Here is a 22,743-nt window from a genome sequence, read left to right on the forward strand (position 1 = left end):
TATTGTATAGATAATAAAGTCAAGGATTTAGTATAATTTATAATACTATTATCTTATATATTGTACTTTTAAAGGATTAAAATGAAATTAGAAGAAATTATCATGAAGTTATTTGGTTTTTCAAGACCAACATATTTTAAAAAAAAAAGAGAACAACTACCTATAATGGTTTTACTTGAACAATATTTCAGCAAACAGGAGTTAGAGGAGTTCGTAAAAAACAACCAAATCAAAAAGTTTGAATTAATTAAGAACATGAATTTTGAAGAGTTAAAAAATAAAATAAACCAACCGAATAGAGACTTTACTCAAGCAGTCCACATCAATCGCCTACTAAATTCGACCTTTAACACCAAGGCTCTAGCATATCTATACTTCCTTCTTGAAAAATATGATATTAAAGATAGTGCTGATCTTTATAAATTTAATATTAAAAAAGATCAAGAACATTTCTTTATACGTTTTATGTCAGACTGGTTTCATGATGAAAAAGCCAATGTTCTTTCGTTTGCACGCAACAGAAAAGAATTTAATGAATATTCTGAATTATATCTTATGAAGGAGGAAATTAATTTTATTTTTCAAAACAAAGAAGTATTCATATCATCAGTACATAAAATACTACAACAAAAACTAAAAAAAGGAGTTTAAAATTCTTTCTTTAAATTATTATGTAGGAACCTCTGGGTATCTAAATAAAACCGCATTCCAGTACTTTAGAGGATAAATACTTCGTTCCTCAGCCTCAAGTACTATTACCCTTATAGAGCTAATGACACCATCAACTTTTTGAACTAAAATCTTGATTATTTTTGAGTATCTTTTTACTGTTCTAGGGGAAACTTTTGCTTGTTTAGCGATGTTTGAGTAGGTTAATTTAGTTTTATGTCGCAATAGTAATTCGAAAGCTACTTTAATCTTGGCTGCTGTCTTAATGCGCTTAATATCTTTTGTCCGTGTTGCAGATTTACTTTGTCGTCTTGAGACTTCTTTTATATAATTTATTGGAGACATATTGGTTATCTTTTTAAACTTCATAGCTCCTGTTCTATACTTATGAGCTGCTTTAAAATTATTCTTATTCTCTTCGCAAAATGCTAGAACTGACTTTATGATTGCTTTTTGTTTTATAGGCTCATCAAACTGTTCGTTTAGAAGTTCTGCTCGTTTCTGTAGCTTTTCTAATAGATTGCTATGCTTTGCTACTTTATATCCATATAGTCGTAGCTGATTAAACAGATCTATATGTCTGCTTCCAGTACTCTCATACTCAGCTAAATCTGTATGCTGAGAAACTTTGTACTTCTCTTCTTTAATGATGAAGTTTTTAAAGTCTTCTAGGTCATACCCAAGATCATTATATGTAATTCTATATAGTTCATTGTTGAGAAAGTTTTTTGTTTGATGGTTTTGATATGCTTTATCTGCACCTATGAGTAGCTTTATACTATCAACTATGGTTTTGTAATACTTAACAGCTTTTCGATTTCTTTTGGATACAGGAATATTAAGTAGCCATACCAGGTGAGCTTTGTCATTATCTTTATTGAGTGTTTGTATTGATGGGGTTGGGAGTCCAACAGCATTCCATTCTGTTAATAGATCTTCATCATCGATATCCATGATGATTGCATTGAAGTGTGTATCGGTATTTAGTTGGACTTGTTTATATTTATGAGGATTCTTTTTGAGGTATTTAACAGGTAGGATATTCATATATCCATAGTTATGATAAAGTCTTATCTTGTTAAAGCGGTTAAGTGTTTTGTTAAGTTGGTTTTGTTGTTGAAAGTCTCTCACATCATCTTGGCTTTTGAATTGAGAGTAAAAAAGTTAAGAGAGGCAAAAACCAAAACTTTTTAGATTATTTTACACAAAGAGTCTTTCAACTCTTTGCAAAGTTACAGATTTTGCCTCTCTGTGTAAAATAATCGAATTACTCTGTGCAAAGACTCAGAAAAGTCTCGCATTAGCAAGTTTTGGCTCCCTGCACACAATAATTTAAATGTGCAGAAATTATAATAGTTTTAGAGTTTTTTTGCCTGAGTGCAGAGTGTCATTATTTTAGTTATATGGAGATATATCAGAATATATGGTGTATGAATAATTGTATTTTTGTGATTATTTTGCTTAAATTTATATATTAGTCTTAAAAAGAATTTAATTTTAAGTTCCGCTGGAACCGTACCCTAGACCGTACCCAAGGAATTTATTTCATGAAGTTTTTGACTTTTCTAAAAGTCGCTTAAAGCTCGTTGTAGCTTTAAATGGTGCGGATGAGAGGACTTGAACCTCCACGCCTTGCGGCACCAGATCCTAAGTCTGGCGTGTCTACCAATTTCACCACATCCGCGTGGATAAGTTTTTAACGTCACTTCTGACAAAATAACATAAGAAATGTAGTGGTACGCCCTAAAGGATTCGAACCTTTGGCCTATGCCTTAGAAGGGCATTGCTCTATCCAGCTGAGCTAAGAGCGCGTCAGAAAAATATGGTACGCCCGATAGGATTCGAACCTATAACCCTCGGAGCCGAAATCCGAAACTCTATCCAGTTGAGCCACGGACGCTACTATATTTGTTATATTATTGGTTGTTTTATATATTTTAAATGGGGTGGGATACGGGATTCGAACCCGCGACCCCCGGCACCACAAACCAGTGCTCTAACCAGCTGAGCTAATCCCACCATGTTTTAGTAAAAATATAAAATTAAAATTTTAAAAGTGGTCGGGGTGAAAGGACTCGAACCTTCGGCCCCCTGGTCCCAAACCAGGTACTCTAACCATACTGAGCTACACCCCGACCTACACATTAAACAAGCACTTAATGCTGATTAATGAGGCGAAATTATAGTTAATTTGATTCAAAATGTCAATAGTATTTCCAAATTCTTTTCTAAATTCCAATTTTTTAAGTATAATTAGCATAATTAAACACAGAAAGTTACGTATGAAAATAGCTAGATTTAGTCGGATTGGTTTTATAATGGCGGCAGCAGGCAGTGCTGTAGGACTTGGAAATATATGGAAATTTCCTTATATTACAGGTGAGTATGGGGGCGGTGCATTTGTGCTTGTGTATCTCATTACCGTGTTGCTCATTGGCTTTTCTATAATGATAGCTGAAATGCTTATAGGCTATCTTGGACGTCGGGATACGGTTACTTCTTTTGAAGAATTAGCGCCAAAACATAAAAATTTATGGAAACTGGCAGGTTTTCAAGGGCTGGCCGGTCTTTTTATAATGATATTTTATTCAGTAGTGATCGGATGGATATTTAATTATATAGTAACGTCACTTACTTATCTTCCATCGACTGTTACAGAAGCAGAAAACACTTTTACAACTATGCTGCATTCAGATTTTTGGACACAGCTTTTTTATCATACTGCTTCATTTGTCATTATTACATATGTGTTGCATAAAGGTTTAAAGGGTGGTATTGAAAAATTAAATATGTTTTTAATGCCGGCATTGATGCTGATCTTAGCTTTGATGTTTGCATATGCTGTTACATTGGAGGGTTTTTCTAAAGCTGTGACCTTTATGTTTTCTCCTGACTGGTCTAAAATTAATGGAGATGCTTTTGTAACAGCAGTCGGGCATGCCTTTTTTACACTCAGCCTTGGTATGGGCGCTATCATGACCTATGCGGCATCACTGGAAAAAAAGGCAAATATAGTAAAGAGTGCTTTTTGGGTTGTGTTTTTGGATACAACGATCGCAATAGTTGCGGGACTTATGCTTTTTACATTTTTGTATCAGTATGGTTCAGGTCCTGCAAAAGGTCCTGGACTTGTTTTCATCTCTCTCCCTGCTGCATTTTATGAGATGGGCATTGTTGGAAATATTTTTGCCGTTTTATTTTTTATAGCGCTGGCTTTTGCCGGGTTGACATCTTCTGTATCGCTTGTGGAACCGATGGTGCAGTATTTTATAGACAGATTCGGCTGGAGCCGTTTAAAAGCCACTATTTCTATGGGAACGTTCTTCTGGTTTTTGGGTATTTTTGCAATTCTTTCAAATATAGATGGTGCCAAAGAGTATTTAACCTGGGGAAGTAAAAACTTTTTTGACTGGGTAGATTATGTCACAGCTGCAATTATGCTGCCTCTTGGTGGGCTTTTGATGGCTGTTTTTGTCGGTTTCGTGATTCCCCGTTCAGAAGTGGAAGCTACCATGAAACCGCAGCTTAAATGGGCTTTTTCGCTTTGGTATTTTTCACTTCGTTATATCACGCCAGTAGCGATGTTTGTTGTAATGCTCTCACTGATGGGAGTCCTCTAATGGATGCAGTAAGAGAAAAGTGTATGAAAACTTTACAAAACGAGAGTATTAATCCAGTTTCGAGTATAGATTTTGATGTTAATGGTAAAGTACACTCTTTGAGTTTTGAATATATTATAGATACTTATATGCAGGCTTCAGAGGAATCAAGGCTCGTATTTTTGAGTGCTTTGCAAAAAGCCGTCGATGCAAAAGAGATGGGAATAGAGAAGTTTTTCGAGGGAATGGGGCAACTTTTGTTGATGAGCCATTTATCCGATAAATTTCAATAAGGATATTGCTATGGGATGGACATGTCAGCATGATTTTCAGGGACATTGTAAATTGTTACATGTAAATTGTATGCCAGGTACAAAAGGCTGTATTTTAAATAAAGGCAAGCATGAATATATTTTTAGCACAGGTTCCTATGAAGAAGATAAAAAGCAGCAAGAATCTAAGCAAGAAACTATAGATTTTGCTGCATTAGCAAAAAGTAATTAGTCTGCTAAAACTGTATCATTCCATCAACAGGAGATGATGCAGTTGCATAAGGGCGTTTAGGGATTCTTCCTGCGAGGTAGCTCATGCGACCTGCTTGTACGGCATGTTTCATAGCTTCAGCCATAACCATAGGGTTTTGTGCCTGTGCAATTGCCGTATTTGTTAAAATGCCGTCCGCACCAAGCTCCATAGCATACGCAGCATCACTCGCACAGCCTATTCCCGCATCAACAATGACAGGAACATTAATAGCATCACGAATGAATACAACATTGTAAGGGTTTTGAATACCCAAGCCGCTGCCGATAGGTGCAGCAAGAGGCATAACAGCATCTGCTCCGGCATCTTCAAGGCGTTTTGCCATAATTGGGTCATCTGAGGTATATGCCATAATTGTAAAGCCTTCTTTGGCAAGGACTTCACACGCTTTTATAGTCTCAAGCACATCAGGGTAAAGTGTTTTTTGTGTATCGCCGATTACTTCGAGTTTGATTAAGTCAATACCTGTTGCTTCGCGTGTTAGACGAAATGTTGTTATAGCCTCTTCAGCGGTAACACATCCTGCAGAATTTGGCAAAAATTTTACATTTGTTCCTGCAAAAGTATCACGCAGATTCTCTTTGCTCGGGTCTGTAATATTCAAACGTCTTACTGCAACGGTTATAAGTTCACTCCCGCTTGCAAGTGTTGCTTCTTTTGTTGTTTCAAAAGAGTCATATTTACCGCTTCCGACAATAAGTCTTGAACCTAGTTCATATTTTCCGATTTTTAATTTGTTATCCATTTTTGTTTAGTCCTTAAGTAATTGTTAGATTTATAGCATAAGGAATCTTATAAATTCCCAATTCCCTGTATTAAATCTTCCGGTGTAAGAGAAAAATCAGCACCGGTGTAGTTTTGTGCCAGTTTTGTATGTGCGAGCGAGCCGTGTATTGTTGCATCTAAAGGGCTTTTCCCTTGCGCGAGCAGACTGCCGATAAGTCCGCTTAACACATCACCGCTGCCGCCCTTGGCAAGTTTACTGCTCCCGTGAGGATTGATGAAAAAATCATTATCTGAGCCTATAATGACATTTGCACCTTTTAAAAGAAGCGTTGTATTTGGGTAGGCTTTGCAAAAAAGTTCGACATAGAAAAAACGTTTTTTTTGTAACTCTTCTACGCTGATGTCGGCAAGTTCTGTGATTTTTAACAACGAAACGAATTCTTTTGGATGCGGTGTGAGTACAATATTTTTACGCTCTAATAGTTCTAAAATAACTTCCATAGAAAAAAGATCCGCATCTATAATCAATGCTAAATCATTGTCTAAAAAGTTCCTAAGCTCATTATCACTGAACTCTACTCCTAAACCCATTCCGCAGGCAATTGCCGTTGTATTACTTGGCAGAGCATGTGCATACATTAAAGAGTGGGGAATATTGAGCATTTGGTGGTTTTCATACCCGACCAAAGTAACGAGTCCTGCGCCAAATCTCAGTCCCGCAAGTGCACTCATTACGCATGCTCCGGGTTTTTCGCCGCAAAGTACAGCCAGATGTCCAAAACTGCCTTTATATGAATTTTGTTGTGCTCTTAGTGGAAGTTGCAAGTCATCTAAATCTAAAAGATGCCAATTCGTCTGAGTTTCATACAATTTTCTCGAAATTCCTAAATCTAAAACTTCGATTTTTCCTATGTAATCTTTAGCTTCATCTAAAAATAGAGATTTTTTTAAAGCACCCATAGTCAGGGTAGTGTCTGCATGAAATGTTGTCTGTGCGCATTCTCCGCTTTTTTTCAGACCGCTTGGAACATCACAGGCAATTTTGAATGCTTCTAAGGTGTTCATCTTTTCTAAAACGGTTGTGATTTTTTCATTAAACTCACCGTCAAAGCCGGTACCGACAATGGCATCAACGAAAATATTGCACTCTTGCAGTTTGGGTATTATAGGAACATTTATAGCTTGTGCTCTTTTTTCTTGCAACAGAGCCATATGTGATTTTGGTTCTTTTACAAAAAAAAGTGAAACATTATAGTCACCATGTAGCAAGCGGGCAAGGGCAATGCCGTCAGCTCCGTTATTGCCACTTCCTACTGCAATGATTATTTTTTCATTATTTGAGAAGTTGTTTTTTATATATGATGCCATGCCCTGTGCAGCATGTTCCATTAAAATATCTTCACTTAAAAAAAACTCTTCATAGCATCTTGCATCAAGTGAGCCTACTTCTTCAAATAACTTTTGCATACTTAGAGTTCCGGCACATACTCGTCAATCTTGACCATACTGCTTTTAATATCATTAAATAAAAGTGTAGGGTAAGCTGTTCTGCACTGATAATAAAATTTATTTTTTTTGAGTGTTTTTAAAATAGCTGTGTTAAAATAGTTTGCATTAGAGCATTTACCTACATAAAGGAAAGAAAAAAGCAGTTTAAGATGCGGATTTTCAAAGGTCTGATGCGGTTGAGCCAAAAATGTCAACCCGTGTTTTTGAAGATTTGCAAAACTTAACATATAGAGCAAAAAGTCTTCAAATTTTGTGTAAAAACCGTTTAAATTTTCTATATCATGGAAAAAATAGTAATAATCATCTAAGAGTGCCTGCTGTGAAATAACTTTTGAGAGTTTACTCTTTTTTTCTCTTTTGTTGGAAAAAAACTTAGGGTCAACTGCCATATAAATATGTTTTTTATCTGCAACGAGTTTTGCAAAGGCTTTATCAAAAGCTTCACTTTCATCAAAGCGGATATAGTTGAAGTGTTCATCTTTGTAGCGGAGTTCTACTTCGTCTTCATGGGAATTTGCAAAATCCATATAGAGTGTGGGTACATTACTGTCAATCACAAAGTTTCTTATTCTACATGCTAAGTTTGTCTTTCCTGAGCCCTCTTCACCTAAAATCAATGTGTTATGAGTGAGCATTCTATCTTCTAATTTTAAAGCATCAATAGTATCTAAATATTTACCTATTACATTTCTCATAGTTTTTCCTTGAAAAGTCATATTTCTAGCATTATATCTTCTTGAGGATAAAAAAAAGGTATAATTAGGCTATGAATTATAAAATAATTGCACAAGAGACATTAAATATTGAAGCAGAGACCTTAATAAATGCTGCAAAAAATATTGGTGACGAGTTTGATAAAGCAGTAGAGATTATCCTTACATGTAAAGGTAAATTGGTTATCAGCGGTGTCGGTAAAAGCGGGCTGATAGGGGCTAAAATGGCTGCTACTTTTGCATCGACCGGAACACCGAGCTTTTTTCTGCATCCGACAGAGGCGCTTCATGGGGATTTGGGAATGATTGGCAAAGATGATGTAGTAATTGCCATCAGTTATTCGGGCGAGAGTGAAGAATTAAGCTCAATCTTACCACATATCAAGCGTTTTGGCATACCTCTCATAGGGATGACACGAGATAAAAACTCCACACTTGGACAATACAGTGATGTTGTCATAGATGTTATCGTTGAAAAAGAGGCCTGTCCTTTAAATATTGCACCGACAAGTTCGACTACTTTGACGCTTGCTCTGGGTGATGCACTGGCTGTGTGTTTGATGAGGGCAAGGGATTTTAAAAAGAGTGATTTTGCCTCTTTTCATCCCGGCGGTGCTTTGGGTAAAAAGCTTTTTGTAAAGGTCAAAAACCTTATGAAAACGGATGATCTGCCTATTATAAAAGAAGATGCAAAAGTCAAAGATGCCATTCTGAAAATCAGTGAAGGCAGAGTCGGTACGGCACTTATAGCAGACGATGAGGATAAACTCGTCGGACTGATGAGTGATGGAGATGTCCGCCGGGCACTTATGCGTCAGGACTTTTCTTTGGATGATAATGTGATGAAATACGCAACAAAAAATCCTATGAGCATTGATGATGAAGAGATGCTTGCAAGTGATGCGCTTGTGCTTATAGAAGAGAAAAAAATTCAGCTTTTAGTTATAACAAATAAAGAGAAAAAAATAGAGGGTGTACTGCATATTCACACGCTCATAGAAAAAGGAATTGCATAAAATTATGATGAGACTAAACAAATATATTGCGCACTATTCAACCTATTCAAGACGAGAGGCTGATAAAGCTGTTCAAGACGGTTATGTTCGTGTAAACAGCGAAATAGAAACTAACCCCGCAACACAGGTGCAAGAGGGTGTAGACATTGTCTATATCAGCGGCAAACAGGTCTCTCCTCAGGAAAAATACACGGTAATCGTATATAACAAACCAAAAGGCGAACTTGTAACGAAAAATGACCCAAAAGGGAGAAAGACCATATATGATTCTTTGAGTAAAGAGTTTCGCCACTTTATTCCTGTCGGGCGTCTTGATTTTGCAAGTGAGGGGCTGCTCCTTTTAACAGATGCTTCGCATGTAGCTACTTCGCTTATGGAGTCGGATTTGGAGAGAATTTACAAGCTCAAAATTAAGGGTGAAGTGACACCGGATATGGAAGATGCAATGCTCAACGGAATTTACTTGGACGATGCAAGTGCAGGAGCACATTCACACTCTAAAATCACTTCTATGGATATTAAGCCTTTTATCGGGTATAAAATTCAAAAAAATCAGCCTAACTATTCTATACTTAAAGTAGCTCTCAAAGAGGGAAAAAACCGTGAACTTCGTCGCTTTTTTGCACACTTTGGCGCAGAAGTGGCAGATTTAAAACGTGTCAGTTTTGCAGAAATAGAGTTAAATAATCTGCCTACGGGTAAAACAAGATATTTAAGCAGAAGCGAATACTCGGCACTCTATAAATTTTTAAAAGAAGAGAAAAAAAGAGCCAGAGACAATAAAAGAAAAGAAGACAAAGAGCAGTAGATGGATTTCACACAGCTGCTCCGTCCTTCAAGCTTTGATGAGATTATAGGTCAGGAACATCTGAGTGCAGAAGATGCTCCTTTGCGTATTTTATGTGAGAAAGAAGCACTTGGACACAGTTTTTTTTATGGACCTGCCGGCGTGGGAAAGACTTCGCTAGCGAGAGTTATAGCAAAAACGATGCAGCTGCCTTTTTATGAGTTTAATGCCACTTCTCTTAAGATTGAGCAGCTGCGTAAAATATTTGAGCAGTATAAAAATGCCCTGCAAAAACCTCTGATATTTATAGATGAAGTGCATAGACTCTCAAAAAATCAACAAGAAGTGCTGCTACCTGTGATGGAAAATAACTCCGTGCTGATTATAGGCGCCTCAACAGAAAACCCGTTTTATTCGCTCACGTCTGCCATCCGCTCGCGCTCTATGCTTTTTGAACTCAAAAGTATCTTACATGCAAGCTTAGAAAAACTTCTACAAAAGGCTTTGCAGCGTGGCGAAATTATGCTTGAGAGGGACGCACAGGAATATTTGATTGCTTCAAGCGGGGGCGATGCAAGAGCGATGCTGAAACTATTGGAATTTGCCTCAAATATTCAAAGCAAGATAACATTAGATACATTAAAATCACTTCGTCCAAATGCACTCCAGGCAGGAAGCAGTGAAGCCGGAGTGCATTATGATTTGGCCTCGGCACTTATTAAGTCCATTCGCGGTTCAGATGCAGATGCGGCGATTTATTATTTGGCACGTTTGATTGATGGTGGAGAGAGTGCGGATTTCATTGCCCGACGTCTCGTAATTCTGGCAAGCGAGGATATAGGTAATGCAAATCCTCAAGCTTTGACACTGACAACTTCATGCCTGACAAGTGTAAGTAAAATAGGTTATCCTGAGGCAAGAATCATTTTGGCACAGGCTGTGATTTATCTTTGTGCCTCTCCAAAATCAAACTCGGCATATTTAGCTATAAGTAAGGCTCTGACAAGTGTGAAAAATGGTAACATAGCAGAAATCCCAAAAAATATAACAAATAGTAATGAAAATTACCTTTACCCTCATGATTATGGCGGCTATGTTGCACAAGAGTATTTGTCCAAGCCGATGCATTTTGTGGATTTAAAAGATGTCGGGTATGAGAAAAAAATGATAGAGTGGATAAAAATTATTAAACATTAATATAAATATTAATATAAATAATGATATACTTAAACTAAATAAATAAGGAATATTACATGGACATTTCGGTATCTTCAAATACAATTACTTTAAACGGAAATATTAAATCGATAGGTGATTACCAACAAATAAAAGAGATAATGGATGATCTCATTAAAACGAACAAGCATGTTATTTTCAATATTAAAGACTCAATTTCTATAACCTCTTCTGTCATCGGTTACTTTAATAAACTTATATTAAAAGATAATGTTGACTTACAGATAAATGTCGGAGATGAGCAGTTAATGGAACTTTTTGAAGACTTAAGTCTGGTCTCTTTATTTAAAGTGAAAAAGGTATAAAAATGACAATCAAAGCTAAACTGAATCTGATCACGGCAATAGTCGTCTCTTTTGCTTTGGTGATTATCGCGTTGACGATAAATTCGGCAGTGAAAGAAGATACAGTCGTTCAGGAGTCAAAAGAGCTTAATGTGATGTCGCAGAAATTAAGTCTTTTAATTCATGAAACACAAAAAGAGAGAGGGGCAAGTGCCGGATATTTAGGTTCTAAAGGGAAAAAATTTGCAGATATACTGCCAAAGCAGAGAAAACTGACGGATGAGCGAAACCAGCAGTTTGAAAAATATCTACAGACGTTGGATTTAGAAGGTTTTTCACAAGAACTTCGTGATGAAATTCATGGACTTAAACAAGATATGGGTAGAATCAACGAGATTAGAAACAGCGTTGACAGTTTTGGAATAGGCGTTAAAGAAGAAGTTTCTTATTATACGAATATGAATAAAAAGATTTTGTATATCGTCGCATTAAGTGCAAAACTGGCAAATACGCCCGAACTGGTAAAAGCACTGGATGCATATACAAACTTTTTAAAATCAAAAGAGAGAGCCGGAATAGAGCGTGCGGTAATGAGTGCCACATTTGCGGCCGATAAATTTGCTCCGGGAATGTATGCAAAATTTATTACGCTTACGGCAGAACAAAATGCTTATATCGATGCTTTTTTAAGTATGGCGACAGATAAAGCAAAACAGCTGTACAAAACAACAATGAATGCTCCAGTCATAGATGAAGTCAATAAAATGCGCCACATAGCGCAGACAAAAGCAAATGAGGGTGGCTTCGGAGTTGACAGTGTTGTTTGGTTTAAAACAATTACGAAAAAGATAAATCTACTTAAAAAAGTGGATGATGCCCTTGCTAAAAACAATGATGCGATTCTGGCAAAAATAGAATCAGATTATAAAACTTCAACGGCAATTACACTGGTGAGTTATATTGCCTTTGCGATTATTATCTTTATAATTATCATGCTGATAAGCAGAGGCGTGAACAAAAGCGTGAGAAGTTCTCTGGAAAAAATAGAGTGTGTTTCAAGTGAACTTGACCTTACATGCAATATAGTTGTTGAAGGAGATGATGAAATTTCTCAAATATCCAGAGCTTTACAAGGAATGATTAGCGCATTTAAAGAGACTGTATACAACGTAAGAGATGTATCCATGCGAACACAGGAAGAATCGGAAAAATTAAGCAGTGTTGTGCAGGCTTTAAAAGAAAACAGTGAAGTGGAAGAGGGTAGAATTTCTTCAGTAAACGAGTTAGTTGCAGATGTTGGAACGCGATCAAATTCTGTAGAGGAAGCGACGGTTAATGTTACAGAAGACTTAGATACCACTTTTAATGTACTCGACGGTTTTATTATTAAACTTGGTGCCGTTGTCAACTCGATTGAAGACGGCTCTCAGCAGCAGCAAGAACTTGTTGAAAAAGTTGCATCATTGACAGAACAGGCTAAAAATATTAAAGATGTACTAGAAATCATTTCAGATATTGCAGACCAAACAAATTTGCTTGCATTAAATGCGGCTATCGAGGCGGCACGTGCGGGTGAACATGGTCGCGGTTTTGCCGTTGTTGCGGATGAGGTAAGAAAACTTGCCGAAAGAACACAAAAATCTTTAAGTGAAATTAGTGCAAATGTTAACCTAATTACTCAAAATGTTGTTGAAATTGCTGAAGAGACGGATGTCACATCAAAAAGTATGAAAAATATTTCCGAATCAGCGCAAGTACTTATCACTTCATCAAGTGAAACAAAAGATAAGTTGCTAGAAACAAAAGACAGATCAACGCAAGTAATGCATCAGAGTGTATATATCGCAACGAAAACAAAAGATTTGGTGAGCATTATGAATGAAATTATAGAAATTTCAATGAAAAATAATGAGCTGAGAACTTCTGTCGATATGGTTGTTATCTCCTTATCTGAAGAATCAGATGTTTTACAGGCTGAACTCAATAAGTTTAAAATATAGCAGGACTTTTTAGGGTGCAAAATTCTCAAAAATTCAGGACTCCACAGGAAAAAGAGGATTATTCTGCATATCAGGAAGATTTGGCTTTTCAAAAAGAGCTTAATATTCTTAGAAATGATTTTTATTATAAAATGATAGACTCTAAGGATATTTCTCTTGTAGATTTTTTTTATCAGCCTTTAGATACGCTTAGCGGGGATGCATATACGGCAAGAGTTATTGACGGGCATAGAACTTTTTATCTGCTTGTTGACGGTATGGGCAAAGGACTTTCAGCTTCTTTAACAGCGATGTCCGTGACTATTTTTATCAATCATATTATAGATAAGATGATAGAGCATGACAGTTTCAGTCTTGATATACTTGTTAAAGAGTCAATGGATTTTATGAGACCTATTTTACTGGATGAAGAGGCTTTGTCTATTGATTATATTTTATTTGACACTTATTTTTCACAATTAGATTATGCAAAATTTTCGATGCCCCCATTTTTACTTGAAGACAATAAGCATCAAGTTATAAAAATTAAATCCAACAATCCTCCTATGAGTAAATGGAGTAAAACATATAATATTGACAAGTGCTCAGTCGAAAATATACATAAATTTCTTTTTTACAGTGATGGTATAGTGGAAAACAGTACTATTGACGGCTTGGTGTATAACAATTTTATTGAAAATGATTTTACTGAGTCTTTTACCAGAGAAGAGATGAAAGAACATATATTAGAGAAAATTGCAACACAAGAAGATGATTTAACTTTCATATTCATTAATAGGTTAGAATTAAATACTATGACACTTATTAGCGAAAAAATATTTGAAACAACTCTTGATGCCATTGAAGAAGCAAATAGTTGGTATGAAAATATTTGCCAAAACCATTGCAGCACCCTTGCTTTTAATGAACTTTTTATGAATGCATATGAGCATGGAAACTTAGATCTTGATTCAGAAACGAAACATCAGTTGCTACAAGATGATGTATATTTTCAAACACTTGTTTCGCTTGAAAAAGAGTGCGCGAAAAAAATAACCGTCAAAATATATAAAATTAAAAATTTATCTTCCCAATACAGGGTGACACAAATCATAGATGAGGGGCATGGATTTGATACAAATTTATTGACTACCATCTTTAGAAATTCAAAACAATTTAACGGTCGTGGCGTTTTTGTTTCACGCAAAAATTCTATGGGAATATATTATAATTCAAAAGGCAACAGCGTCCTCTTTTTAAATAAAATATAAGTTCTTAAATATATTTTAATTCTAAAGTTATATAATTTTATTATATAAATAATAAGGATATGCAATTATGTCAGATAAATTATCATTTCAAAAAGAGTCATTAGAGTATCATAGAGCCAAGAGCGAATTTGATACAAACGGAAAAACTGCAACATTGTTAACAAAACCTTGTACGACACAAGAAGAGTTGTCAATGGCCTACAGTCCAGGTGTTGCATATCCGTGTTTAGAGATACAAAAAGATGCCGAACTTGCGTATGAATATACAAACAAAGGGAACTTAGTCGCAGTCGTAAGTGACGGCACGGCTGTTTTAGGTCTTGGAGATATCGGCCCTTTGGCGGGAAAACCGGTTATGGAAGGCAAGGGGGTTTTATTTAAGTCATTTGCGAATGTTGATGCGGTAGATATTGAACTCAACACGAAAGATACCGATGAAATTATCAAGATTGTAGCAGCAATGGCTGACAGTTTTGGAGGCATAAATCTTGAAGATATTTCAGCGCCTCGATGTTTTGAGATAGAAGAACGTCTCAAAGAGATTTGTAATGTTCCCGTTTTTCATGATGACCAGCATGGAACTGCGGTTATTACAACAGCAGGACTTATGAATGTTATAGAGATGAGCGGTAAAAAAGCTGAGGATTTAAAAGTTGTTGTTATTGGTGCCGGTGCCGCTGGAATTGCCTGTGGCAATATGTATAAAGAACTCGGTGTCAAAAATATTACAATGCTTGATTCTAAAGGTGTTATTCATAGCGGTAGAGATGATTTAAATAAATATAAAAAGCTTTTTGCCCTGGATACGGACGATAGAACACTCGAAGATGCTATGAAAAATGCAGATATGGTTCTGGGGCTTTCTCAAGCTGATTTAATTACACCGGAAATGGTACAATCAATGTCAGATACAAATCCGATTATTTTTGCCTGTGCAAATCCAAATCCTGAAATTACACCGCCTGTTGCAAAAGAGGCACGTCCTGATATTATCATCGGAACAGGGAGAAGTGATTATGCAAACCAAGTAAACAACGTACTTGGTTTTCCACAAATTTTTCGTGGTGCATTAGATGTACGAGCTACAAAGATTACGGAAAATATGAAGCTTGCGGCATCCCGTGCTTTGGCGGCACTGGCAAAAGAGCCTGTTCCCCAAAATGTAAAAAAAGCACACCATCGTGAAGATATGGAATTTGGGCATGAGTATATTATCCCTTCTCCATTTGACAGACGCGTATTAGTTTATGTTGCCTCAGCGGTTGCACAGGCAGCTATAGAAGACGGTGTGGCACGTGTCAAAGACTTTGATATGGATGCCTATAAAATTAAACTCCAAAGACTAGCAGACCATTTAGACGGTAAAATCTAAAGAAATGAGAGTGAAAAGAGTCTACACTCTTTTTGCCTCTGTATAAAACTTTTTTACACCTTTTTTCGCCTTGTAATCAAGCCCATAGGATATTAGTTTGAGATATTCAGCTAGATCGTGTGGCGAAATATCTGTCTTTTTTGATGCTTTTTGTAGGAGGTATTGCGGGATTTTCACCTCTTTTTTTAAAAACTCTTTTTCTACTTTTTTGTATAATTTTTTGTCTTTGTGGTAGCACAGCAGGGCAAAAACAAAAGGTAAATTATACTTTTCATTCCATAGTTTTGCCAGATCTATGTAGTCATTATTTGCAAGAGCATAGCGCAGTGCCTTGTCTCCTATAAGAACTTCACCCTTTACATGTAAAAGATTTGCTAAGATATTGGATGAGGCAGATTCCACATCTTTTTTGTCTGCATTTCCTGGAATAACAATAACGCTTTTCACCTCTTTTTTTGCAATGATACCGAGGTTTACATGGTAGCTTTTTTTTGCCGCAATACTTGAGATAAATGCGGCATCAACACGCCTGTTTAAAAAGGCATCGTTTATTTTTGCAGGAACATTTTTTTTGTATTCCATAAGTAGCTTTTGCTGTGTACTTCGTGTAAAACGTTTTATAAACACATGAAAAGGCAGGAGGTTGAGATATTCTATTTTTCCAAAAATCATACGCAATTATACAGCACTTAACTTATCTTAGATATAATTGTATGAATAAAAATGAGGATGTTGTTTTGGTAAGAGTAGAATTTTTAGGACCGATACAAAAAGACGCACTGGAACTGGAGATAGTGAATCTCAATGAATTAGCAGCTATTTTGCAAAAAGATGAAGAGGTTAAAGATTGGCTTGAGAACTGTGCGGTGGCCGTCAATGATAATCTTGTAACTTCTTTGGAATGTGAACTGAAAAACGGAGACAAAATATCTTTGCTTCCTCCAGTTTGCGGAGGTTGAGCTTTGTTGAGCTTATATGACGGGGCGCTTGATGTGCCTGAAATTTTAAAAGAGTGGTATGAAGCAGAAGCAACAAGTAATTACGGTGCATACATTCCTTTTGTAGGAACTGTGCGCAGTGAAGACGGGATTGACGGGCTTAGTTTTGACATATATGAGCCGATTTTAGAGTCATGGTTCACATCATGGCAGCAAAAAGCAAAAGAAAAAGGTGCCGTGATAAAAATGGCACACTCACGCGGTGATGTCCTACTGCATGAATCATCTTACATTGCAGCGGTATTTTCTCCAAAAAGACGGGTTGCACTGGAATTTATAGATGAATTTGTAGAAGATTTCAAAGCATCGGCTCCAATATGGAAATATGATTTAAAGAATGGTGAGAGAGTCTATGCAAAAGACCGTTCCACAGCCATAAAAGGCAGTGGAATATTAGGAGTGAAACAATGAGTATAACAGGAACTGATTTTATCTCTTTTGAGACAAGTCAAAATATGCTGGAACTTTTACAAGTAAATAACCATCGTTATGAAAGAGTACCTTTAAGTGATGCTCTTGGCCGAGTTTTAGCACAGGATATTGTGGCTGAGTTTAATGACCCTCAATTTCCTACAGCCTCAATGGATGGTTATGCAGTGCGTCATGAAGATTTGCAAAAAGGCGAACTTATTGTCCTTGGGGATAATCCTGCAGGGCATGATGAAACACGTGTATTGTCTGAGGGTGAATCTATTAAGACTTTTACAGGTTCGATGATGCCTGCCGGAAGTGATACTTTAATTCAAATAGAAAATGTCACATATAACAATGGGAAGATTACTATTAATGAGCCGGTTGAACGAGCTAATGCGGTACGCCCTGTCGGTGAAGGTTACGCAGCAGGTGATGTTCTCATTAAAAAAGGTACGAAGATTGGTTTTGCCGAAATTGGTGTGATGGCAGGACTGAACCAAGTAATGGTAAAAGTGGCACTTCGTCCTCGTGTCGCTGTTATTGCAACAGGAAGCGAGATACTTGATTTGGGTGAGAATTCTGATAATCTTGCACAAATAAGAAGTTCAAACAACTACACACTTGCAGCGCTTTTTGAACAAGCCGGAGCAGAGGTTATACAGCTTGGAACTGCTCCTGATGACAGAGATGCGATTATGAGAACTTTTGAAAATGCTTTAGAGTCTGCAGATATTTTGGTGAGCACCGGTGGTGTAAGTGTCGGGGATTATGATTTTGTAAAAGATATTATTCCTCGTTTGGGTGCGGAAGTGGTATACAAAGGTGTCGGTATTAAGCCGGGACGTCATATCCTTGTTGCACAACGCGCTAATAAGTTTATTTTGGCACTGCCAGGCTTTGCATACTCTTCTACGGTGACAGCTATTTTATATGCGCTGCCGCTTATTGCAAAGATGCTTGGTAAAAAAGCGCCCTTTAAAACAGTTGCGGCAAAACTGCAGGAAGATTTTACAAAACGAAGCAGGTTTACCGAGTTTACGGCATGTAATATTGTTGTAGAAGACGGCGAATATTTTGTGAATTTTACCGGTAAAAAAGTCGGGAGTTCAGCGATACTTACAAATATGCTTGATAATTCTGCTTTAATGATTGCGGGTGAAGATGACAAGTTTTTAGAAGCGGGCACCTATGTAAATGTAATACTTTTGGAGTCTTTTTAATGCAAGCGCTCAATATAAATCATAAAACACAAGAAGTAAAAGAGCTTGATATTACAATGGCGGCAAATACCGTGTACACTTTTTTCAGCTCCATATTGATTGATGAACTCTCAAGTCTAAAAGAGCATATTATATATACAGATGCAAATGCTCTGAGTGAGAAAAAAATGCCTTTTTTTATAGGAGAACAACTTATTTTAGGCGATGCTTTGATTCTTGGCAGAGAAGATTTTGATGATGTGGATGTAGAGATTACCAAAGAGGAATTACGCTCACTGATAAACCCGAATGTCAATGAATTTTATAAAGAAATTTTGGATTTAATTGCCGATACGGATGTGAATTTATACAGAACTTTTACAGTGGAAAAAAACGGTGAAAAAATTGCCCTGAACATAGAATGGGTTCTTTATACTTTTAATATTGCCGATGAGCGAACGAAAGAGTACTTTATAAATGAACTGAAAAAAACACTTGAAGCGAAAGAGAATGTTGCAGATTACATGCAAAAAATGGCACAACTTGCTATGAATGCGGCAGGCTAATCAATGGTACTTGTAACGGGCGGAGTGGAATATATAGGTTCTCATACCTGTATGAAGAAACACCAGTTTGACTTTTCCAAGAACAGAATACTTTATAATTTTGTCAAAGTATCTGTACGATATTTTACCATGTTATACCACGCTGCTTATGACGGATATTTTTTAAGCTGTTGTAAATAGCATTGAGAGTATTGGATTCTTTTAATAATGATGTTACAGGAACAAAATTATACTGAAAAGCAATTATTTATGGACTTTGTTGAGATTTTTTCTTTTTTTAATACTCCATCTCATAGTTCCAGTGATACCTAATAAAATAAGAGCTATTGCTGCAAAGTCATTGATCCATCCCCACCAAGAACTAAAGAATGTGCCATCGTGTAGTGTGAGCAAAAGTGTGTAAAGTGTTATGTCATGAAATTGAGGTAGATAAAATCCTTTTTGCATACTTGAAAAATATCTTACTTCCTTATCTTTAACTAAAATATCACGAAACATATGCGGAGTATCTGGTAGAAGATAAAATTTATTATCTTTATATATTCTATTAGGAGCTCCCATACCACTTACATACAATATTCCATCTCTTCGTATCATCTTATAGGCAAGCCCTCTGTTCTCAAGTCTCCAATTCTTAAGATTTGTACTTTTATAAATACCATAACGATTGCCTATTCTATAAGTTTTTCCATCAAAATCAACAGACCATATATCACTACGAAGCGAATTATATATTGGTGGGAGTGTGGAGTGAGGAATTTTTACTGAATTCATAAATTTTGCTAACCCTGAGGAATGGTCCAAAAATATTCCCGTAACAGATAGAATGAAAAGTGGAATAATCGCAATAATTGCGAAAATATTTGCATGTGTTTTAATGAGCTTTCTTGATATTTGAGGGTACTTTTTTCGTTTGATTAAAAACCAAATCATATATCCACTTAATGACAAAAATGCAAGAACAAGTGCCCCATAGTCGTTAATAAGTAGTGAAATACCTCCATCAAAAAGTCCTCGTCCATAGTGCAGGTCTCGCACTAAACGAGAAAGCTTTATATCTTCTTTTAATGCTTCTTTTGTAATTTTAACAATTGTCTCATTTGAAATTTGCAAATTATTTTTATCAATTGTGACAAGTTTTTCTTTATCAAGTACGGCTACTAACTGCTTTTTAGAAACACTTAGTGCAGTAATATATTCTCCTTGAAGTGCTACTCTTTTCAAGTGCTTAAAATTGTAACTATAAATTCCATCAGATGTAGCAAGATAGAGTATGCTTTTATCAGGAATGATTGATAAAATTTGTAAGTTTGATATATTTGAAAATTTTTTTCCACCATTAAAACTTTCAAATAGACCACGGTATCCACCAACTAAAATATGTTGTGCATTTTCTTTATCTTTATAATAGGCATTAAAAAGTCTTTTTTCAGAACTTTTTATTTGTGATGGCACACTACTAAAAGTAGTAGTGTAAAGAAAACTCCATTTATCATGATCAAGAAAAAAACCGCTGACAGAAAGGATAAGGAGAATAATTCCAGCACTTATTCCTGATATTTTATGGAGTTTATATATTTTTACCATTTATACTCTAAACCCGCATAAAAACTTCTAGGATCAGCAGGAGTATAATCCTCTTTACCGTAAGCATAACGAGCATTTGTAGCATACTTTTTATCTGTAATATTTGTTATTTTTGTGAAAATTCTTAATTTTTTAGAGTATACATAATCAGCTTTTAAATTACCAATACTATAACCATTGTATTTGTCAACTGTATGAGCATCATCCATCCAGTAAGAACCTACATATTGCCATTCAGCCATAACTTTTAGCCCTTTTAGATATGCTGGAATATAAAAAAGTCTTGCATTTGCAAGTGTATTTGGGGCACCAGATATTTCATTATTGCCGAGACTTGGATCGTTATCATAATTGTGTTTGGAGTATGAGTAGCTCACACTGCTTTCGAACTCTTTTGTTATTTCAGATTTTAATGATGCTTCTATACCTTTATGTATACTTGCTCCACCATTTCTGTATCCACCAGTAGTAGCATCTCTCACGATAGTATCATCTATTGTCATATAATATGCGGCTAATTCAAGAAAAGATTTTTTGGAAAAATTTTTTTTCAAACCTATCTCATAAGTATTTGATTTTTCTGCATCAAGATTAATGTTTTCATATCCGACTTTTACTGAATACAATCGTGTAGCTTGTGGAATTCTAAACCCGTTAGCATAACGAACATACAAATTTAAGTCTTGTTGTGGCATATAAGAGAGTGCAAGTTTTGGACTCAGATGATTATATGAATCTTTTCGACTTGCAGGACGATAGTATGTGTTTGAGCTGTCCGTTGAGTTTGGAGCTAGATTATTAGTATAATCATAGCTATTGTAATCATATCTCAATCCTGGACTTAACTTAAGTTGTTTTGTTATCATATAATCGATATGAACATAAGGTGCAATAGCTAAATAATTTACACCATAGTCATAAAGTGCACCTGCCATATATGTTTTTGCACCCCATCCTGAAGTTGTTACATCAAAATCTTGATTATATTTGAGTGATGATTTTGTATATTCACTATCAAATCCAAAAACTACTTTTCCCCACTTTTGCTCATAAGTGTTCCTCTGTAAAAAACCTAGAGTATAAAGTTCATTATCATTACTTGGAAGATTTTTTTCCCATGTTGCTACATATCTATTTCTATTGTATCTAACATACGGTGTCATAGTTATTTCTAAAGCATTATATGAGTAGTTATTAAACTCTGCACTTATTTTTGCATAATCAAACTTTCGTTTTACATCAGTTTTTTCTAGGGCTGTAAAATAGTTTGAATCATCGCTAGCTGATGTTGAACTATTTTCAATATTTGTATAATCATTAAAGCTATCTGCTTGCTCAGCTTCAGTTTTTGAAAAGTTAAAGAGAATTTTTACCTCGTTGTCATCGTTTATGGTATGGTCATAACGGATATTTGCTTCTGCACGGTTAGATTTTGTATGGTCTCTCCAACCGTTGCTGTGCATATAAGAAGCATTTGCACGATAAGCATTGTCTTTATCTATAGTATTACTTATCTCTACTGAACCAGAACCATATCCATAACTGCCAGCCATACCTTTAACAGAAACTTCTTTAGTTTTTGAAGGAGTCTTTGTAGATTCGACATTGATAACTGCTGCTACAGCATCAGAACCATAAAGAGCAGTTCCTGCTCCCTTTAGAACCTCGACAGAAGAGGCAGATTGAAAAGTTGTATAGGCTAAACCATTATGGTTGAAAAATCCACTTGATTGCACAGGAATACCATCTTGCATAAAAAGATAATAAGGTTCTGTGCCCATAGGCATACGGATAGATGTCATATGCCCTATAACTGAACCCGTTTGTTCAATTCTTACACCGCTTAAAGAGTTAAGCAGATCTTTTTGAAAAATCACCTGGTCTAATTTAATCTCTTTCTCATCTTTTGTGGCAATACTCAAGGGTTGTTCAATAACATTTTCATCAATACCAGTTGCCGTAACACTGATGGGTGCAATTTCCACAACTGAATCTGCTAGCAAAGCAGATACTATCAAAGAAAGGCCCAATATACTTTTTTTCATTTTTAGTCCCCATTTTTAAAGAATTTTTAAAATAGTATAAGAATATTGTTACAAAAGTGTTAAATGAATACTTTAAAAACTGCGAGTTGATTTTGTATTATTTAATGAAGAAATCTGAATAAGAAAATATAATTTTCATCAATACACTCAGTGCTTACATCTAAAAACAACTTTGTTTTATGTGCGAAAGTTGAGATATGATACTTACAATAAAAGAGGGTTAAAAGTAT

Annotated in this window: 22 protein-coding genes and 5 tRNA genes; 15 read left to right on the forward strand and 12 right to left on the reverse strand. The window is 35.8% G+C overall.

Translation table 11 applies throughout. From position 1 onward, the window contains the following. The first annotated feature begins 81 nt into the window (after positions 1–81). Positions 82–651: a hypothetical protein gene (locus SAUT_RS00920; protein WP_013325995.1), complete on the forward strand. Its 570-nt coding sequence runs from the start codon at positions 82–84 to the stop codon at positions 649–651. An 18-nt stretch (positions 652–669) separates the two neighbouring features. Here the strand turns inward: SAUT_RS00920 and SAUT_RS00925 are convergent, their stop codons facing one another. The 6 genes from SAUT_RS00925 to SAUT_RS00950 form a co-directional block, all read right to left on the reverse strand. Next, on the reverse strand, positions 670–1,800 hold the full coding sequence (locus SAUT_RS00925) for a replication initiation protein (protein WP_013325996.1): 1,131 nt from the start codon (positions 1,798–1,800) through the stop codon (positions 670–672). A gap of 468 nt (positions 1,801–2,268) precedes the next feature. Continuing rightward, positions 2,269–2,353: transfer RNA gene (locus SAUT_RS00930), tRNA-Leu, on the reverse strand. A 50-nt stretch (positions 2,354–2,403) separates the two neighbouring features. Continuing rightward, positions 2,404–2,480: transfer RNA gene (locus tag SAUT_RS00935), tRNA-Arg, on the reverse strand. Between the two features lie 12 nt (positions 2,481–2,492). Then, positions 2,493–2,569: transfer RNA gene (locus tag SAUT_RS00940), tRNA-Arg, on the reverse strand. A 42-nt stretch (positions 2,570–2,611) separates the two neighbouring features. After that, a tRNA-His gene (locus SAUT_RS00945) sits at positions 2,612–2,688 on the reverse strand. Between the two features lie 38 nt (positions 2,689–2,726). Continuing rightward, positions 2,727–2,804: transfer RNA gene (locus SAUT_RS00950), tRNA-Pro, on the reverse strand. A gap of 147 nt (positions 2,805–2,951) precedes the next feature. Between SAUT_RS00950 and SAUT_RS00955 the strand changes: the two genes are divergently transcribed. Genes SAUT_RS00955 through SAUT_RS00965 form a run of 3 tightly spaced genes read left to right on the forward strand, consistent with a single transcriptional unit; the run spans position 2,952 to position 4,772 of the window. Continuing rightward, positions 2,952–4,289, forward strand: coding sequence for a sodium-dependent transporter (locus SAUT_RS00955; protein ID WP_013325997.1), 1,338 nt, complete (start codon positions 2,952–2,954; stop codon positions 4,287–4,289). Positions 4,290–4,312: 23 nt separating this feature from the next. Beyond that, a complete protein-coding gene (locus SAUT_RS00960) occupies positions 4,313–4,561 on the forward strand; it encodes a hypothetical protein (RefSeq protein ID WP_245534111.1) in 249 nt (82 codons plus the stop codon). Positions 4,562–4,571: 10 nt separating this feature from the next. Beyond that, positions 4,572–4,772 (forward strand): hypothetical protein, encoded by a 201-nt coding sequence (locus tag SAUT_RS00965; RefSeq protein WP_013325999.1) that lies wholly within the window; start codon positions 4,572–4,574, stop codon positions 4,770–4,772. A 4-nt stretch (positions 4,773–4,776) separates the two neighbouring features. On the opposite strand, the gene SAUT_RS00970 is transcribed toward SAUT_RS00965, so the two are convergent. From SAUT_RS00970 to SAUT_RS00980, 3 genes are read right to left on the reverse strand one after another with little or no spacing between them, the layout of a single operon-like run. Further along, on the reverse strand, positions 4,777–5,556 hold the full coding sequence (locus tag SAUT_RS00970) for a thiazole synthase (protein ID WP_013326000.1): 780 nt from the start codon (positions 5,554–5,556) through the stop codon (positions 4,777–4,779). Positions 5,557–5,603: 47 nt separating this feature from the next. Further along, positions 5,604–7,004 (reverse strand): NAD(P)H-hydrate dehydratase, encoded by a 1,401-nt coding sequence (locus SAUT_RS00975; RefSeq protein ID WP_013326001.1) that lies wholly within the window; start codon positions 7,002–7,004, stop codon positions 5,604–5,606. Between the two features lie 2 nt (positions 7,005–7,006). Next, complete coding sequence (locus tag SAUT_RS00980; protein ID WP_013326002.1) at positions 7,007–7,741, reverse strand: P-loop NTPase family protein; 735 nt, start codon at positions 7,739–7,741, stop codon at positions 7,007–7,009. A 71-nt stretch (positions 7,742–7,812) separates the two neighbouring features. Here SAUT_RS00980 and SAUT_RS00985 point away from each other — a divergent pair, with 71 nt between their 5' ends. The 7 genes from SAUT_RS00985 (at position 7,813) to SAUT_RS01015 (ending at position 15,704) form a co-directional block, all read left to right on the forward strand. Then, the gene (locus tag SAUT_RS00985) at positions 7,813–8,775 is read left to right on the forward strand and encodes a KpsF/GutQ family sugar-phosphate isomerase (RefSeq protein ID WP_013326003.1); all 963 of its coding nucleotides are present in this window, start codon (positions 7,813–7,815) and stop codon (positions 8,773–8,775) included. A 4-nt stretch (positions 8,776–8,779) separates the two neighbouring features. Further along, complete coding sequence (locus tag SAUT_RS00990) at positions 8,780–9,583, forward strand: pseudouridine synthase (RefSeq protein WP_013326004.1); 804 nt, start codon at positions 8,780–8,782, stop codon at positions 9,581–9,583. Continuing rightward, positions 9,584–10,759, forward strand: a complete 1,176-nt coding sequence (locus tag SAUT_RS00995) for a replication-associated recombination protein A (protein WP_013326005.1) — start codon at positions 9,584–9,586, stop codon at positions 10,757–10,759. A 56-nt stretch (positions 10,760–10,815) separates the two neighbouring features. Continuing rightward, positions 10,816–11,103: a hypothetical protein gene (locus SAUT_RS01000; protein WP_013326006.1), complete on the forward strand. Its 288-nt coding sequence runs from the start codon at positions 10,816–10,818 to the stop codon at positions 11,101–11,103. Positions 11,104–11,105: 2 nt separating this feature from the next. After that, positions 11,106–13,082, forward strand: coding sequence for a methyl-accepting chemotaxis protein (locus tag SAUT_RS01005; protein WP_013326007.1), 1,977 nt, complete (start codon positions 11,106–11,108; stop codon positions 13,080–13,082). A 14-nt stretch (positions 13,083–13,096) separates the two neighbouring features. Continuing rightward, positions 13,097–14,332: a PP2C family protein-serine/threonine phosphatase gene (locus SAUT_RS01010; protein WP_013326008.1), complete on the forward strand. Its 1,236-nt coding sequence runs from the start codon at positions 13,097–13,099 to the stop codon at positions 14,330–14,332. Positions 14,333–14,399: 67 nt separating this feature from the next. Beyond that, entirely contained in the window at positions 14,400–15,704 is a 1,305-nt protein-coding gene (locus tag SAUT_RS01015) for a malic enzyme-like NAD(P)-binding protein (RefSeq protein ID WP_013326009.1), read from the forward strand. Between the two features lie 21 nt (positions 15,705–15,725). Here the strand turns inward: SAUT_RS01015 and SAUT_RS01020 are convergent, their stop codons facing one another. Next, positions 15,726–16,376, reverse strand: a complete 651-nt coding sequence (locus SAUT_RS01020; RefSeq protein ID WP_013326010.1) for an MqnA/MqnD/SBP family protein — start codon at positions 16,374–16,376, stop codon at positions 15,726–15,728. A gap of 65 nt (positions 16,377–16,441) precedes the next feature. Between SAUT_RS01020 and SAUT_RS01025 the strand changes: the two genes are divergently transcribed. Genes SAUT_RS01025 through SAUT_RS01040 form a run of 4 tightly spaced genes read left to right on the forward strand, consistent with a single transcriptional unit; the run spans position 16,442 to position 18,881 of the window. Continuing rightward, positions 16,442–16,663 carry a MoaD/ThiS family protein gene (locus SAUT_RS01025; RefSeq protein ID WP_013326011.1) on the forward strand — a complete coding sequence of 74 codons (222 nt, stop codon included), beginning with the start codon at positions 16,442–16,444 and terminating at the stop codon, positions 16,661–16,663. Positions 16,664–16,666: 3 nt separating this feature from the next. Then, positions 16,667–17,113 carry a molybdopterin synthase catalytic subunit gene (locus SAUT_RS01030; RefSeq protein ID WP_013326012.1) on the forward strand — a complete coding sequence of 149 codons (447 nt, stop codon included), beginning with the start codon at positions 16,667–16,669 and terminating at the stop codon, positions 17,111–17,113. Beyond that, a complete protein-coding gene (locus SAUT_RS01035) occupies positions 17,110–18,336 on the forward strand; it encodes a molybdopterin molybdotransferase MoeA (RefSeq protein ID WP_013326013.1) in 1,227 nt (408 codons plus the stop codon). Before SAUT_RS01030 ends, SAUT_RS01035 begins: the two co-directional genes overlap by 4 nt. After that, positions 18,336–18,881, forward strand: coding sequence for a hypothetical protein (locus SAUT_RS01040; RefSeq protein WP_013326014.1), 546 nt, complete (start codon positions 18,336–18,338; stop codon positions 18,879–18,881). Before SAUT_RS01035 ends, SAUT_RS01040 begins: the two co-directional genes overlap by 1 nt. A gap of 243 nt (positions 18,882–19,124) precedes the next feature. Here SAUT_RS01040 and SAUT_RS01045 read toward each other — a convergent pair whose 3' ends face one another. Together SAUT_RS01045 and SAUT_RS01050 are read right to left on the reverse strand one after the other, a co-directional pair. Further along, a complete protein-coding gene (locus SAUT_RS01045; RefSeq protein ID WP_013326015.1) occupies positions 19,125–20,468 on the reverse strand; it encodes a PepSY domain-containing protein in 1,344 nt (447 codons plus the stop codon). Then, positions 20,462–22,513 (reverse strand): TonB-dependent receptor, encoded by a 2,052-nt coding sequence (locus SAUT_RS01050; protein WP_013326016.1) that lies wholly within the window; start codon positions 22,511–22,513, stop codon positions 20,462–20,464. The genes SAUT_RS01045 and SAUT_RS01050 overlap by 7 nt, the downstream gene beginning before the upstream one ends. Positions 22,514–22,743: the final 230 nt, after the last annotated feature.

The sequence above is a fragment of the Sulfurimonas autotrophica DSM 16294 genome (genome assembly GCF_000147355.1).
Taxonomy (GTDB): Bacteria; Campylobacterota; Campylobacteria; order Campylobacterales; family Sulfurimonadaceae; genus Sulfurimonas; species Sulfurimonas autotrophica.

What these genes read in the sequence shown, in the direction of transcription:
- SAUT_RS00920 (WP_013325995.1), top strand. Translation starts at nt 82, where the DNA reads ATGAAATTAGAAGAAATTATCATGAAGTTATTTGGTTTTTCAAGACCA.
- SAUT_RS00955 (WP_013325997.1), top strand. Translation starts at nt 2,952, where the DNA reads ATGAAAATAGCTAGATTTAGTCGGATTGGTTTTATAATGGCGGCAGCA.
- SAUT_RS00960 (WP_245534111.1), top strand. Translation starts at nt 4,313, where the DNA reads ATGAAAACTTTACAAAACGAGAGTATTAATCCAGTTTCGAGTATAGAT.
- SAUT_RS00965 (WP_013325999.1), top strand. Translation starts at nt 4,572, where the DNA reads ATGGGATGGACATGTCAGCATGATTTTCAGGGACATTGTAAATTGTTA.
- SAUT_RS00970 (WP_013326000.1), bottom strand. Translation starts at nt 5,556, where the DNA reads ATGGATAACAAATTAAAAATCGGAAAATATGAACTAGGTTCAAGACTT.
- SAUT_RS00975 (WP_013326001.1), bottom strand. Translation starts at nt 7,004, where the DNA reads ATGCAAAAGTTATTTGAAGAAGTAGGCTCACTTGATGCAAGATGCTAT.
- SAUT_RS00980 (WP_013326002.1), bottom strand. Translation starts at nt 7,741, where the DNA reads ATGAGAAATGTAATAGGTAAATATTTAGATACTATTGATGCTTTAAAA.
- SAUT_RS00985 (WP_013326003.1), top strand. Translation starts at nt 7,813, where the DNA reads ATGAATTATAAAATAATTGCACAAGAGACATTAAATATTGAAGCAGAG.
- SAUT_RS00990 (WP_013326004.1), top strand. Translation starts at nt 8,780, where the DNA reads ATGATGAGACTAAACAAATATATTGCGCACTATTCAACCTATTCAAGA.
- SAUT_RS00995 (WP_013326005.1), top strand. Translation starts at nt 9,584, where the DNA reads ATGGATTTCACACAGCTGCTCCGTCCTTCAAGCTTTGATGAGATTATA.
- SAUT_RS01000 (WP_013326006.1), top strand. Translation starts at nt 10,816, where the DNA reads ATGGACATTTCGGTATCTTCAAATACAATTACTTTAAACGGAAATATT.
- SAUT_RS01005 (WP_013326007.1), top strand. Translation starts at nt 11,106, where the DNA reads ATGACAATCAAAGCTAAACTGAATCTGATCACGGCAATAGTCGTCTCT.
- SAUT_RS01015 (WP_013326009.1), top strand. Translation starts at nt 14,400, where the DNA reads ATGTCAGATAAATTATCATTTCAAAAAGAGTCATTAGAGTATCATAGA.
- SAUT_RS01020 (WP_013326010.1), bottom strand. Translation starts at nt 16,376, where the DNA reads ATGATTTTTGGAAAAATAGAATATCTCAACCTCCTGCCTTTTCATGTG.
- SAUT_RS01035 (WP_013326013.1), top strand. Translation starts at nt 17,110, where the DNA reads ATGAGTATAACAGGAACTGATTTTATCTCTTTTGAGACAAGTCAAAAT.
- SAUT_RS01040 (WP_013326014.1), top strand. Translation starts at nt 18,336, where the DNA reads ATGCAAGCGCTCAATATAAATCATAAAACACAAGAAGTAAAAGAGCTT.
- SAUT_RS01045 (WP_013326015.1), bottom strand. Translation starts at nt 20,468, where the DNA reads ATGGTAAAAATATATAAACTCCATAAAATATCAGGAATAAGTGCTGGA.
- SAUT_RS01050 (WP_013326016.1), bottom strand. Translation starts at nt 22,513, where the DNA reads ATGAAAAAAAGTATATTGGGCCTTTCTTTGATAGTATCTGCTTTGCTA.